This window comes from Streptomyces sp. NPDC056503 (assembly GCF_042794995.1).
In the GTDB taxonomy this organism is placed as follows: domain Bacteria; phylum Actinomycetota; class Actinomycetes; order Streptomycetales; family Streptomycetaceae; genus Streptomyces.
Genome location: NZ_JBHTST010000006.1, coordinates 12,738 through 26,681, shown reverse-complemented (window position 1 = coordinate 26,681; position 13,944 = coordinate 12,738). Strand labels below are relative to the sequence as shown.

The 13,944-nt window shown below is 75.0% G+C and carries 10 protein-coding genes; 7 read left to right on the top strand and 3 right to left on the bottom strand.

Annotated features, from left to right (window positions below):
• Positions 1–79 precede the first annotated feature (79 nt).
• Positions 80–916, bottom strand: coding sequence for an MHYT domain-containing protein (locus tag ACFQ8C_RS02955; RefSeq protein ID WP_383451649.1), 837 nt, complete (start codon positions 914–916; stop codon positions 80–82).
• 151 nt (positions 917–1,067) lie between these two features.
• On the opposite strand from ACFQ8C_RS02955, the gene ACFQ8C_RS02950 reads away from it, so the two are divergent.
• The 4 genes from ACFQ8C_RS02950 (at position 1,068) to ACFQ8C_RS02935 (ending at position 5,574) form a co-directional block, all read left to right on the top strand.
• Positions 1,068–1,676, top strand: coding sequence for a class I SAM-dependent methyltransferase (locus tag ACFQ8C_RS02950; protein ID WP_383451647.1), 609 nt, complete (start codon positions 1,068–1,070; stop codon positions 1,674–1,676).
• 184 nt (positions 1,677–1,860) lie between these two features.
• Positions 1,861–4,218, top strand: a complete 2,358-nt coding sequence (locus ACFQ8C_RS02945; RefSeq protein ID WP_383451645.1) for a reprolysin-like metallopeptidase — start codon at positions 1,861–1,863, stop codon at positions 4,216–4,218.
• Between the two features lie 117 nt (positions 4,219–4,335).
• On the top strand, positions 4,336–4,629 hold the full coding sequence (locus ACFQ8C_RS02940; RefSeq protein ID WP_383451644.1) for a hypothetical protein: 294 nt from the start codon (positions 4,336–4,338) through the stop codon (positions 4,627–4,629).
• Between the two features lie 90 nt (positions 4,630–4,719).
• Positions 4,720–5,574 carry a hypothetical protein gene (locus tag ACFQ8C_RS02935; RefSeq protein WP_383451643.1) on the top strand — a complete coding sequence of 285 codons (855 nt, stop codon included), beginning with the start codon at positions 4,720–4,722 and terminating at the stop codon, positions 5,572–5,574.
• A 51-nt stretch (positions 5,575–5,625) separates the two neighbouring features.
• Here ACFQ8C_RS02935 and ACFQ8C_RS02930 read toward each other — a convergent pair whose 3' ends face one another.
• Entirely contained in the window at positions 5,626–6,171 is a 546-nt protein-coding gene (locus tag ACFQ8C_RS02930) for an MOSC domain-containing protein (protein WP_383451642.1), read from the bottom strand.
• Positions 6,172–6,217: 46 nt separating this feature from the next.
• Positions 6,218–7,312: a fatty acid desaturase family protein gene (locus ACFQ8C_RS02925; protein WP_383451640.1), complete on the bottom strand. Its 1,095-nt coding sequence runs from the start codon at positions 7,310–7,312 to the stop codon at positions 6,218–6,220.
• 344 nt (positions 7,313–7,656) lie between these two features.
• Here ACFQ8C_RS02925 and ACFQ8C_RS02920 point away from each other — a divergent pair, with 344 nt between their 5' ends.
• The 3 genes from ACFQ8C_RS02920 to ACFQ8C_RS02910 all read left to right on the top strand — a co-directional run bounded on the left by ACFQ8C_RS02920 (position 7,657) and on the right by ACFQ8C_RS02910 (position 13,944).
• Complete coding sequence (locus ACFQ8C_RS02920; protein WP_383451638.1) at positions 7,657–10,689, top strand: DEAD/DEAH box helicase; 3,033 nt, start codon at positions 7,657–7,659, stop codon at positions 10,687–10,689.
• Entirely contained in the window at positions 10,686–12,017 is a 1,332-nt protein-coding gene (locus tag ACFQ8C_RS02915) for an SWF or SNF family helicase (protein ID WP_383451636.1), read from the top strand. The genes ACFQ8C_RS02920 and ACFQ8C_RS02915 overlap by 4 nt, the downstream gene beginning before the upstream one ends.
• A 418-nt stretch (positions 12,018–12,435) precedes the next feature.
• Positions 12,436–13,944: a sensor histidine kinase gene (locus tag ACFQ8C_RS02910; RefSeq protein ID WP_383451634.1), complete on the top strand. Its 1,509-nt coding sequence runs from the start codon at positions 12,436–12,438 to the stop codon at positions 13,942–13,944.

The window sequence follows — 13,944 nt, the reverse complement described above, 5'->3', positions numbered from 1 at the left end:
CTCCTCGTTCCGGCGTTTTCCGGCTGGATGCTTGGGCGGGTGCACGCGCGCGTGCGTGGGGGGAGGTCGTCGAAGCGGGTCAGGGCGCAGGCGTCCGCAGCGGGTCGCGGCCGGCACGAAAGCCGGGTGGGGCCACGTCGACCGCGTACTCGTCCGGTTCGGTGAGGCGTTCGGCGGAGGCGTACGCGGCCCGCTCCCCGGCCGTCGGGGAGAGGGCGACGAAGGCGGAGGTGATGAAGAGGTACGAGCCGAGACCGACGGCGAGCGGGAAGATGAACTGCATGACCGTCGCGCCGGGGAGGTCCGCGGAGGAGGGGACGACCTCGACGCCCACCGCGAACATGCCCGTGTAGTGCATGCTGCTGACGGCCGCTCCCATGACGAGCGAGGCGAGCGCGACCGCCATCGGGGCGTGGATGTTGAGCGCCGCCCACAGGGCCGCGGTGGCGGCGACGACCGCGATGACCACCGAGAGGGCGACGAGCACGGGGTCGTAGTGGACGGTGCCGTGGAGGCGGAGCGCGGCCATGCCCATGTAGTGCATGCTGGCGACGCCGATCCCGGTCGTCAGTCCGCCGATCAGAAGCGATCTCATCCGGTCGCGTCCATAGCCGACGGCGAACACGCCGACCCCGACGACGCCCATCGCGATGACGAGGCTGAGGAGGGTGAGCGGCACGTCGTAGCGGATGTCGGTGCCGGTGACTCCGAAGCCGAGCATCGCCACGAAGTGCATGGTCCAGATCCCGGTGCCGATCGCGGAGGCGGCGGTGAGCAGCCAGTTCCGCCGCGAACGGCCGGTCGCGTCGAGCGCCCGTACGGTGCAGCGCAGCCCGAGGGCGGCGCCGATGCAGGCCATCGCGTACGACAGCAGAGGTGTCAGCCAGCCGAAGGTGGCGTGGTCCAGGTGTCCCATGACTCGGGGACGCTAGTGCGCACAAGAGGGCGCACCAGGGGCGCATTTCGAAAGCTGTTGGAATATGACGGAGAGAAGTTCCAGATCGATCGCGCGACGTTCGAACGTGCACACAGAACGTTCACACCTCCGAGTGGGCGATCATGACTGCATGAGCGACGACCCCACAGATGTCCGAGCATTTTTCGCCACTCGCGCGGCCGGCTGGGACAGCCGTTTCCCCGACGACGGCCCCGCCTACGCCGCCGCCGTGGCCGAACTGGGCCTGCGCCCCGGCGACTCCGTGCTCGACGCGGGCTGCGGCACGGGCCGCGCGCTGCCCCCGCTGCGTACCGCCGTCGGCCCGTCGGGCACCGTGATCGGCGCGGACCTCACCCCGGAGATGCTGGCCGAGGTGGTGCGGGCCGGGCGGAGCGGCCCGGAAGGCGCCTCCGCGCTGCTCCTCGCCGACGTCGGCCGGCTCCCCCTGCGGGACGGCGGGCTCGACGCGGTCTTCGGCGCGGGGCTCGTCTCCCATCTCGCGGACCCCGTCGCCGACCTGCGCGAACTCGCCCGCGCGGTCCGGCCGGGGGGCCGCCTCGCGCTCTTCCACCCCATCGGACGCGCCGCCCTCGCGGCCCGGCACGGCCGGCGGATCACCCCGGACGACCTCCGCGCCGAGCCCCGGCTGCGCCCGGTGCTGGCCGAGGCCGGCTGGCGGCTCGACGCGTACGTGGACGAGGACACCCGCTATCTCGCCCTGGCGGTACGGGAGGGCTGACGCCGGCGCCGGGAGCGCCGCGCCCATGCGGAGCACACCCGTCCCGGACACCCCGTCAGGCAGGGTGATTCTCCGTACGATCCGGTGATCACATCGCCGGATCGAGGAACCTCCCTCTCGTTTCTGCAGGTGAACCCGGCGAGCCGCCCACGCGGCGGCCGCCCCGGGGAAACAGGAGGATGAGATGGCCCGCTACAGATGGACCGGCGGTGCGGCCCTCGGAGCCATGGCTCTGGGCGTCACCACCGTCACCGGGTTCGCCCCGCCGGGCACGGGCGACGGGTCCGGGGCGACCGCCCACGAGCGTGCGGAGCGCGCCGTCGTGGCGGCGGGGGCGTTCAGCCTCGACGACGGCGCCCGCGTGACGAACAAGGGGGCCGGCCGGCCCCGTACCGGACCGGCCGGCGACGACGCGGCGGAGGCCTTCGGCGCGGAGTTCGTCCGTGGCCGGATCGCCCGGGTCGTGCCGGCCGCCCTGGCTCCCGTCTGCGGCACCGGGTACGGCCGGGAGGCGACCTTCCCGCTCTTCGGCGACGTGGTCGTCCAGGCGGTGGAGGCGACCCGCGCCACCGTCGGCTCCACCCTGGTCTGGCACGGCCGGGTGGCCGGCGCGGTCGACCAGAACGTCGTCCTCACCCTGGACGGCGGCTGCGACAGGACGCCCGGCAACGAGATCCTGAGCGGGCAGTTCATGCTCGGCGGCGACCTGTACGCGATCCGGTCGGCCGGCCCCGGCCGCGTCCTCATCTCCCAGGGCACCCCGCTGACCGACGAGGACGAGCCCCGGCCCACCGAACCCCCGGTCGCCGAACCCCCGGCCACCGGACCCCTGGTCGCCGGACCCCCGGCCGCCGGACCCTCGGCCGCCGGGCTCACCGCCGCGCTCGCCGCCGCGCGGGCGGACGGCACGCCGGCCACCGTCCCCGCGAAGGACACCCCGACGGCCAAGGCGGTCAAGGCGACCAAGGCCGCCGCCGCCTGCAAGGGCGGCGCGGGATACGCCCTGATCGACGTGCTGGTCGGCTACACCCCCGGCGCCCGTACCGAGGCCGGCGGCGACGCCCAGGGCAAGGCGCTCGCCGCCCAGGGCATCGCCCTCGGCAACGACGCCTTCTCGGCCAGCGGCACCAAGGTCCGGCTGCGGCTGGTCGGCACCACCCCGGTCTCCGTCCCGGCCTCCCTCGATGGCGTCACCAACAACCTCCTGAGCGCGGTCGCCCTCCCCACGGACGGCGTCGCGGACACCCTGGCCGCGCAGCGGGACCAGTACGCGGCCGACCTGGTCTCCGTCCTCGCCGCCGGCCGCGCCGCCGGCGGCCTCGGCTACACCCCGCCGGACCCGGGCCCCGCCACCGCGCCCTGGGGCTACAGCGTCGTCGGCCGGGCCGCCGTCACCAACTACTCCATGGGGCACGAGATCGGCCACAACATGAGCGCCGACCACGACCGCGTCACCCAGCCGGTCCAGCCCGACAACGGCGCCACCGGCTACTTCCCCGCCAAGGGCGACTGGTCGACCGTCATGGCGTACGAGTCCAGCTGCCGCAAGGCCACCAAGGGCGTCTGCACCCGCATCAACCGCTTCGCCAACCCCCGGCAGACCTACCGCGGCGAGCGCCTCGGCGTCCCGATCGGCTCCGCGGACTCGGCCGACACCGCCGACGTGCTGAGCACCACCGGCAGGGCCGTCGCCGCCTACCGGGCCGCCAAGACCTCCGACGCCCTCTGCGCCGTGACCACCTCGGTCACCCCCCAGGGCGCCGGCACCGTCAGCGCCGCGCAGCCCGGCCCGTACCCGCAGGGCACCCAGTCCACCTACACGGCCACGGCCGCGAAGGGGTACGTCTTCAGCGGCTGGAAGCTCGACGGCAAGGCCGCCACGGGCGGCGCCTCCGGCTTCCGCGTCCCGGCCGGCGACCACGCCGTCGTCGCCGTCTTCGAGAAGGGCACCACCCCCACCTCCACGGTGACCACGAAGACCAGCGGCCAGGGCACGGTCGCGAAGGCCCCGGCCAAGCGGGCCGAGCGGGAGGGCGCCGACCTGCTGTACGAGGCCGTGCCCGCCCCCGGCTGGGACTTCGCGGGCTGGCGCCTCGACGGCTCGCACGCCGGCGACGACGACAGCCTCGCCCTCTCCGTCGGCCAGGACGACATGGAGCTCACCGCCCTCTTCGAGGAGCGGCGCCACGAGCTGAGGGTCGAACAGCGGGGCCACGGCAGCGTGGACCTCTCGCAGGCGGGTCCGTACTCCGACGGCGACACGGTGACGGCGACCGCCGTACCCGCGCCCGGATACGTCTTCACCGACTGGCTCCTCGACGGCGAGCCGTACGGCGGTGACGAGGAGGACGCCAGGGGCGAGACCGCCGTCTCCTTCGAGGAGACCGGACACACCCTGACGGCGCTCTTCACCCGCGCCGCGGGCCACCCCGACGCGGAGCCCGGCCACACCTCCGGCTCCGGCTACGGCGCCGACACCGACTCGGACGCCGAGGCCGACGCCGGCACCGGCACCGACTCCAAGGCCCGAACCAGCCGTTAGCGGCACGGCCCGCCCCCAACGCCCCCTTCTGCCCCGGCACTTCACTGTCTACCGTGGAAGTGCCGGGCAGCCGTGCCCGGGGAAAGGCGGCCGGCCGTGACACGGATAGCGGAACGCATGCGCAAGCTCCTCCCCTCCGCCCGACGCGCGTCCGGGAGCGAGGCCGCCCCGCCCCCGGCCCGCGCCGGGCGCCAGGGCCACAACCTCTTCGAGGCGGCGGCGGTGTACGTGGCCGCCTGCGCCGAGGACGACCAGGAGCGGCTGGAGGAGGCCGCGACCTGGGTCTCGCCCGGCCAGCTCACCTTCGGCGTCAACGAGCTCGCCTGCCGCGCCCTGCTCACCCTCGCCCGGGAGCGCAACCAGACCCCCGAGACCGTCGCCCGGTCGCTGCTCGGAATCAGAGAGCGCTGAGTCTCACACCCTGAGGACCCTCGACGCGCGGGTTACTCACTGGTTAAGGTGCGCCGACGATCCGATGGGGAGCGAGCTGGGGAGGGTGTTGTGGCGGCTACGGAACCGGCGGCGGGCGACGACTCGCTGTACGTGCTGACCGCGTGCCTGCTGACGCCCGCGCGCTTCCCGAGCGTGCTCGGCGACGACTACCCGGCGGCCTGCGCGGCCCTGGGCCTCGACCCCTACGAGCAGGGGTACGGGCTGATCTTCGGCCAGGACGGGCTCGGCGGCCGCTGGACGGTCGTCATCGACGACGTCTCGCTGGTCGCGGTGGCCATCGCCTCCTGGGACTGCGGCATGGCCTACGACCTCTCGCCCGACGAGGAGTCGGTCGTCGCCGGGCTGCCCGGCTGGCCGCTCGCCGTCGCCACCCAGGCCCCCGGCATCCCCGACCCGCACGATCCCGAGCCCGAGGAGGGCGACCCCGCCCCGCTGGCCCCGCCCGCCGAGGACGGATGGGGCCCCGCGCACCGGCGGCTCGGCGCCGACGAGGTGGCCCTCCACTGGAACGAGTGGCGCGAGCAGGTCGGTCCCCAGCCGGTCCCGGACCCGCCGGCCGAGACCGCCGGCGGCGGTACGGGAGCCGGCACGGGCGACGGCGCGACAGGCGGTACGGGCGACGGCGCGCCCGATCCGTACGACCGGGTGCGCCGGGCCATGGACGAGCTGCGCGGCTACCTGGAGGCGCCGCCGCCGGTGGGCCGGGTGCGGTCCGGCTTCGCCGGCGAGGGCGCGCGGACGCTCCGCGCCGACGGCCCCGGCTGGTCCCTGGTGGCCCGCACCGACGACATGGCCTTCTTCCTCCTCGACGAGCTCCCCCGCGAGGTCCTCCCGGTGGCGCGTGGCCCGCTGCTCCCGTCGCTGCTCGAAGGGCTCGACGCCATCGCCGTACGCCCTTCCTAGGAGCGGGAGGGAGCACGGCCGCCGGTCGCGGCCGGTCGGGTCGGGTCAGGATCAGACGCGCTCCAGCGGGCGGTGCGGACCGGCCGGCAGCTCGACGCCGATCGGGTCGCCGGGGCGCACCTCGCCGCCGGTCAGCACGATGCCCATGATCCCGGCCTTGCGGACGAGCTCGCCGTCGGCGTCGCGGCCCACGACCTGCTTGAGCAGTCCGTGGCTGAAGCCGTCGATCTGGGCGCAGGGGTTGCGCAGCCCGGTGATCTCGACGACGGCCTCGGCGCCGAGGCGGAGGCGGGCGCCGGTGGGCAGGGCCAGCAGGTCGATGCCGCGGGTGGTGACGTTCTCGCCGAGATCGCCGGCGGCCACCTCGAAGCCCGCCTCGGCGACCTCGTCGAAGAGCTCGCCGTGGATGAGGTGGACCTGGCGGAGGTTCGGCTGGGTCGGGTCCTGGGCGACGCGCGAGCGGTGCCTGACCGTGACGCCGGCGTGGACGTCGCCCTCCACGCCGAGCCCGGCGAGGAGCGTGATGCTGTCGCGGTTGGGCTTGGTGAAGGAGTACGTGCCGTTGCTGCTGACCGTGGTGACGGTGCCGTCGTTCATGTGCGGGCCCCCGGGTGCGCTGTCGTGATCGGATCCGCGTGCGACCCTACTCCGGGCGGCCGGCGTGCTCCTCGCGGAGGGTGGCGCCCACCTCGTGGAGGTGGCCGAGGGCCTGCCGGTAGGAGTCGACGAAGCCGGTCTCGGTGTACGGGATGCCCAGGGCCCGGCAGTGGGCGCGGACGGCGGGCTGGGCGAGGCGCAGGTGGGGGCGGGGCATGGACGGGAAGAGGTGGTGCTCGACCTGGTAGTTGAGGCCGCCGAGGAACCAGTCGGTGAGGGCGCCGCCCCGGATGTTGCGGGAGGTCAGGACCTGGCGGCGCAGATGGCCCCAGCTGTCGCCGTCCTCGTGCTCGTCGGGCCGCTCCATGCCCTTGTGGTTGGGGGCGAAGGCCAGGCCGAGGTGGAGGCCGAACAGCATCTGGTGGACGAGCGCGAAGACCAGCGCCTGGGCGGGCGTGAGGGCGGTGAGGAGCAGCGCCGCGTACCCGGTGAAGTGGAGGACGAGCAGGGCGGCTTCGGTGAGGCGTTCACGGCGGGTGCGGTACGGGCCGTCCTTCGCGAGCAGGGCCTGGACGCCGTACAGCTTGAGCGCGAGGCCCTCCAGCGTGGTCAGCGGGAAGAAGAGCAGGGCCTGGTGGCGGGTGAGGAAGCCGCGCAGGCCGGTGCGGCCGGCCGTCTGGTGCTCGGCGAAGACGAGGATGTCGGCCGCGACGTCGGGGTCCTTGTCGAGGTGGTTGGGGTGGGCGTGGTGGCGGTTGTGCTTGTCGTTCCACCACTCGCGGCTCATGCCGAGGAGGAGGTTGGCGTGGACGAGCTGGATCGCGCGGCCGGCCCGGCGGTCGGCGGTGATCTGCGCGTGGCCGGCGTCATGGGCGACGAAGGCGGCGCGGGCGGAGAACAGGGCGAGCGGCACGGCGAGGAGGACGGACCACCAGGCGGGGCCGGTGAGGAGGAGGGCGCCGGCGACGGCGGCGAAGCCGAGGAGGGTGACGGCGATGTCCCGGGCGTACCAGCCGGGGCGGTGGTCGAGCAGTGCCTGGCTCCGCACCAGGCGCAGGAGCGGCGAGAACTCGCTGCCCGTGCCCCGGGTCCGTGCGGCGGGCGGCGCCGGGGCGGTGGCGAGGGCGGTGGCCTGGGGCATGGGAGGGCTCCGGCTTCTGTGAGGTGGGGCGGCCGCGGTCCGCGATCGAGGAGGTGCCGCGCGATGCGCGTCCCGGAGGGGCGGGGGCTGGCGACGGGTGGTCGGTGACGGTCTTCACCGTACGAATCCGTGACGGGCGGAACCATGGCGTCACCACCCGGCCGGGGGCGGGGGCGGGCCGGGGCGGGAGGGTGGGGTGTTCCCCACCCTCCGGTGGGGCGCGGTGCACATGTGTCGGGCGTCACGCCCGGATGGGCGCGTTCGGCGGCGGCGTTGGGGTAGGGTCGGCCGCTCCGTCTCACAGGTAGTCACATGCGAGTAATGAGTCACATGCGAGGAATGTGTTGACCTCGTCGTTCGGACCCTCCGGTCCCGCGTCCGCCCCCTCTCTCCCCCGATCCGCCTCCCCCGCCGCCGTCTTCCTCCCCTCGGATCCGCCCCGCGCGGGCCGGATCGCCCTCTGGTCGCCCGCCGGCGAAGCCCTCCCGGCCGCGCCGGCGGCGGTCGAGGGCGAGATCACCGTCGTGGACGGCACGGACCTCCAGGCCGTGTCCGTCCCCGCGCTCCTCCTCCCGGTACGGGACGCCCTGCCGCTCCTCGCCCGCACCCGGCTCTCGGGCGGGGGCGACCCCGCGGCCGCCTTCTGGGGCGGCGCGGCCCTGCTCGCCCTGGACCTCACGGCGCGCGGGCTGCTGCTGCCCGGCGTGACGGACGGCGGGCACGACGCCTGGCGGGCGGGCCCGTTGGGGCCCGAGGAGCTGGACCGGGTGCGGACCCTCGCCGCGTCGATGCCGCCGACGGCGCACGCGGTGCCGGTGGGACCGGTGGGACCGGTGGAGGAAGCGGACGAGGCCGAGGACTGGCTGCTGCCGGAGCCGGAGGGGCTGCTGCGGGCCTTCCTGGACGCGGTCGCCGACACCCTCCCCCGTACACCGGCGGCCGAACTCGCCGCGGGAGGACGCGCGTTCGCCGTCGAGGATCCGCAGTCCGTACCCGAGCAGCGGGCCTGGGCCGCCGATGTGGCGGCCGGTCACGACGCGGGCGTACGGCTGTCGCTCCGCCTGGAGCTCGTCGGCGGCGACGTCGACGCGGCGCGGACGCCGGACTTCCGCGCCGTGCTCCAGCTGCACTCCGCCGCCGATCCGACGGTGGTCGTGGACGCGGCCGACGCCTGGTCGGGTACCGGTCCCGTGGCGGCGGCGCTCGGACCGCGCGCCCGGATGGACGCCCTGCTGGCACTCCGGCGGGCCGCGCGCGCCTGGCCTCCGCTCACGCCGCTGCTGACGGCCGCCGTCCCCGACTCGATGGAGCTGGCCGACGAGGAGGTCGTCGAACTCCTCGGCCCGGCCTCCCGCGCGCTGGCCGCGACCGGCATGCGCGTCCACTGGCCGCGCGAACTGACGGACCGCCTGACGGCGAACGCGGTGATCGGGCCGGTGGAGGCGGGGACCGGAGCCGGGGCGGAGCCTCGGCCCGGCACCGGGGCCGAGTCGTGGGCCGGGGCCGGGGCGTGGCTCGGAGCCGGGGGCCCGGACGGAGCCGACGGTCCGGAGGCCGCCGCCGAGGGGGGCGGTTCCCGTGGCGGCGTGCCGGGGTTCCTCTCCGCCGACGCGCTGCTCGCCTTCAACTGGCGCTTCTCCCTGGGGGACCAGGAGCTGACCCGGGCCGAACTCGACCGGCTGGCCGAGGCCGGGCGTCCGCTGGTGCGGCTGCGCGACCGGTGGGTGCTGGTCGATCCGGCGGAGGTGCTGCGCGCCCGGGAGCGGCAGGACCGCAAGGTGACGCCCGTCGACGCCCTCGCCGCCCTGCTCACCGGGACCACGGAGGTCGACGGACGGCAGGTCGAGGTGGCCGCGACCGGGGCCCTGGAACGGCTGCGCGAGCGGCTGGCCGACCCCGAGGGCGGGGTCCGCGAGGTCCCGCAGCCCGCCGGGCTCGCCGCCACCCTGCGCGACTACCAGCTGCGCGGCCTGAACTGGCTGCACCGGATGACCTCGCTCGGCCTCGGCGGCTGTCTCGCCGACGACATGGGGCTCGGCAAGACCATCACCGTCATCGCCCTCCATCTGCACCGGCAGTCCGAGCCGGCCACCGCCGGCCCCACCCTGGTCGTCTGCCCGACCTCGCTGATGGGCAACTGGCAGCGGGAGTTCGAGCGCTTCGCGCCGGGCACGCGGGTGCGCCGCTTCCACGGCCCCTCCCGCGACCTGGAGGGGCTCGGGGCCGGGGACGTCGTCCTCACCACGTACGGCACGATGCGGCTCGACGCCGAACGGCTCGCCGCCCGCCCGTGGGCGCTGCTGGTGGCGGACGAGGCCCAGCACGTGAAGAACCCCTACTCCGCGACGGCCCGCCGGCTGCGGACGATCGGGGCACGCGCGCGCGTGGCGCTGTCCGGCACGCCGGTGGAGAACGACCTCTCCGAGCTGTGGGCGATCCTCGACTGGACGACCCCGGGCCTGCTGGGCGGGCTCGGGGCGTTCCGGCGCCGGTACGCCACCGCCGTCGAGGCCGGCGGCGATCCGGCGGCCGCCGCACGCCTCGGCGCGCTCGTCCGCCCGTTCCTGCTGCGCCGGCGCAAGTCCGACCCGGGGATCGCGCCGGAGCTGCCGCCGAAGACCGAGACCGACCGGGCCGTCTCCCTGACGCCGGAACAGGCCGGTCTGTACGAGGCGGTGGTGCGCGAGAACCTGCTGGCCATCTCGGCGGCCGAGGGCATGGCACGGCGCGGCCTGGTGGTGAAGCTGCTGACCTCGCTCAAGCAGATCTGCAACCACCCCGCCCAGTACCTGAAGGAGGAGCGTCCGCGGATCGCCGGCCGCTCGGGGAAGCTGGAGCTCCTGGACGAACTGCTCGACACGATCCTGTCCGAGGGCGCGAGCACCCTGGTCTTCACCCAGTACGTGGGGATGGCCAGGCTCCTGGAGGCGCACCTGGCGGCGCGCGGGGTGCGGACGCAGTTCCTGCACGGCGGCACCCCGGTGGCGGAGCGGGAGGCGATGGTGGCCCGCTTCCAGGAGGGGGAGGTGCCGGTCTTCCTGCTGTCCCTGAAGGCAGCCGGGACCGGCCTCAACCTCACCCGCGCCGAGCACGTGGTGCACTACGACCGCTGGTGGAACCCGGCGGTGGAGGCGCAGGCCACCGACCGGGCCTACCGGATCGGGCAGACGCGGCCGGTCCAGGTGCACCGGATCATCGCCGAGGGGACGGTCGAGGACCGGATCGCCGCCCTGCTCGACCGCAAGCGCGAACTGGCCGACGCGGTGCTCGGCGGCTCGTCGGACGCTCCGGCGGAGCTGACCGAACTGACCGACGCGGAACTGGCGGAGCTGGTCTCCCTGCGCGGGGACGACGTCGCGGACGAGGACGGACGATGAGCGGGTACGGGACGGGCCAGGGGGCCGAGGAGCTGACCTTCGCGGCGCCGCCGCCGGTGCGCGGCGGGGCCTTCACCCGCACGTGGTGGGGCCGGGCGTGGCTCAAGGCGCTGGAGGACACGGCGCTCGACGGCCAGCAGGTGAAGGCGGGCCGCAGGGACGCGCGGGCGGGCGCCGTCGGCGCCGTGTCGGTGCGACCCGGGCGGATCACCGCCGTCGTGCAGGACCGGGACGGCACGGCGTACCGCAGCGACGTGCTGGTGCGCACGCTGACCGACGAGGAGTGGGACCGGCTGCTGGACCTCGCCGTCGACAGCGCCGGGCACATCGCCGCGCTGCTCGACCACGAGATGCCGCCGCACCTGGTGGAGGACGCGGCGGGGGTCGGCGTCGACCTGCTGCCGGGTATCGGCGACCTGGAACCGGAGTGCGGCTGCGAGGCGTGGGACCACTGCCCGCACACCGCGGCGCTCTGCCACCAGATGGCGCGGATACTGGACGAGGACCCCTTCGCGCTGCTGCTCATGCGGGGGCGCGGGCAGCGCGCGGTCGTGGACGCGCTCCAGGCCCGCAGCGCCGCCCGCGCGGGCGGCGCCGCGGCGGCCGGTGGTCCGGCGGACGCCGCGGACGGGGACGGGACCGGGGGCGAGCCGCGGGGCGTGTCGGCCGCGGAGGCGTACGCGCTGCGGGACATCCTGCCGCCGCTGCCCGCCGTGCCGGTGCCGGGCGCCGCGCCCGGGGAGCCGCCGGCGCTGGACACGGAGACGGATCCGGAGCCCGGAGTGGAGCCCGCCGCACTGGAGTTCCTGGCCGCGGACACCGCGGCCCGCGCCCACCGGCTGCTCACGGAGCTGCTCGCCGGCCGGCCGGTGTCCCCGGGGGTCTCCGCTTCGGGTGCGACGGTCGCCGAGGACGCGGTGCGGCTCGCGGCCGGCCGGCCGCCGGCGTGGATCGCGGGGCGCCTCGCCTCGGGCACGGGGCGCTCGCGCGCGGAGCTCGACCTGGCCACGCGCGCGTGGGGCTGGGGCGGGGCCGCGGCCGTCGCCGTGCTGGAGGAGTCGTGGACGCCGGACGAGGCCGCTCTGGCGCGGGCGTCGGCCCGGCTGGCCGAGGCCTGGGAGGACGGCGAGCGGCCGGAGCTGAGCCGCTCGGGGGCGCGCTGGACGCCGACGGGCGCCGGGGCGCAGCTGCGGCTGGGCGAGGACGGCCGGTGGTGGCCGTACCGGCGCGTCGGGGACGTGTGGACTCCGGTGGGTCCGGCGGACCGGGATCCGGCCGCGGCGCTCACCACGGCGACGGCCGAGGGCGAGCGGGAGGACTTCCGCTGAGACGGCCGCGGCGCGGGCCGGGCGGCGGGAACTCCGGCCCGCGCCACCTTTCGGAATGACTGGCGAAAGCTGCACAGCCTGATCACTTGTTGTCATTTTCGATACGTATTCCTGCCCTTTTATAGGGCCAGTTTGATTGATAGAACCCTTCCTTCCATCGAGGTCACACGCCAATCGCGAACTGACTATGCTCCGCAGATGTGTTGCGCCGCGCTCACAGCGAGTCATGAACGCTGGGAGCGGGCGCCGACGGAGCACGGCCGCGAAGGGATATTCGAGCACGCGTGCGTGATCGATCGCATGTCCGCTTCTTTCCTGACGGTACGTCGCCCCACTTCAGTCCTTTCCCATTTCCGGACGTCGAGGGAAACCGTTGATGGTTCGCGCAGGTTCAACTTCCAGAGCCAGGCCGGGTGCGATGGCTCCGGTGTGGCTCGTCCCGCCGGGGGTGCTGGCCGCCCTGTTCGCCATAGGGCTGCTCTTCGCGCCTGCGCAGATACGGACACCGGTGGCCTGGTACGGCTTCGCGGCGGTCTCCCTCACGCTCGGCAGCACCGCCCTGACCGTGCGCCTGACCCGGGCGGCCGAGGAGGCCCGGCACACGGGGGCGCTCCGGGCCGCGCGGCAGGCCCACGCGGAGAGCGAGGCCGCGCTGCTCGCGCGCCTCGCCGACCAGCGGACGGCCACCACGTGGATGGCCAAGGAGCTGCTCCCGGCGGCCGTCGCCCGTCTCCAGAAGGGCGACTCCACCTCCGAGATCGTGAAATCGGTCCGCGTCGGCGAGCATCTCGACGACGGCTTCACCGAGGCGCTCAAGGGAGCGCTGGAGACCCTCCTCCTGGCCGTCGAGGCCGAGGAGAACACCCGGGACTCCTCGCAGCGCGCCCTCGTGGCCGTCGCCCGCCGCGTCCAGGCGATCGTGCACCAGCTCGCCAAGGACCTCCGGGAGATGCAGATGGTCCACGGCACGGACCTCGTGCTCGCCCGCGGCCTGCAGGACGTCGACCACCGCAACGCCCTGATCGGCCGCCTCGCGGCCAGCATCGCCGTCCTCGGCGACGCCCGCCCGGGACGCCAGTGGTCGAAGCCCATCCCCCTCTACGACGTGCTGCGCGGCGCCATGTCACGCATCGTGGACTACCCCCGGGTGAAGCTCCAGTCGGTCACCGAGGCGGCGGTCGTCGGCCCCGGCGCCGAGCCGCTGATCCACCTGCTCGCCGAACTCCTCGACAACGCCACGACGTTCTCGCCCCCGCACTCCCCGGTGGAGGTCAGCGCCGTCGAGGTGCCCTCGGGCATCGCGATCGAGATCGAGGACCGCGGCGTCGGCCTCACCGAGGAGGTCCGCCATCGCATCAACCGGGTGATGACGGACTCGACCTCGGGCCTGTTCCTGGCCGGTCTGGGCGAGGTGACGCAGCTCGGTCTGCCGGTGGTGAGCCGACTGGCCCGCGAGTACGGCTGCGACGTCGACCTGCGCCCCTCCGCCTACGGAGGCGTACGGGCCGTGATCCTCGTACCCCGGCGCCTGATCACCACGGTGGAGAAGCCCGTCGTGAGAACTCCTGAGCCCGCCCGGAAGCGCGCGGCCGGGCCCCTCCGGCCCCTGCCGTCGCGCCGCAACGCCCCGGTGCCGCCCCCGGCCCCCGAGCCGCTGCCCGTACCGCCGCCCACCCCCATGCTCCCCACCTCCTTCGACGAGGGCGCGGCGCCGTTCATCGACGGGACGACCCTCAACGGTCTGCCCCGCCGCCGCCGCGACTCGCCCGTCCCCACGCCGGTCATCCGCACCGGCCCCGAGCCCGCCCCCGCCCCCAGCAACCCCGCCCGCCAGCCCGGGCTGATGTGGGAGGCCTTCAACGGCGACAAGCGCTCGGGTTCCGCATCCCCCACTCCGCACCGTCAGCCGTCTGATGAGGTCGAATAA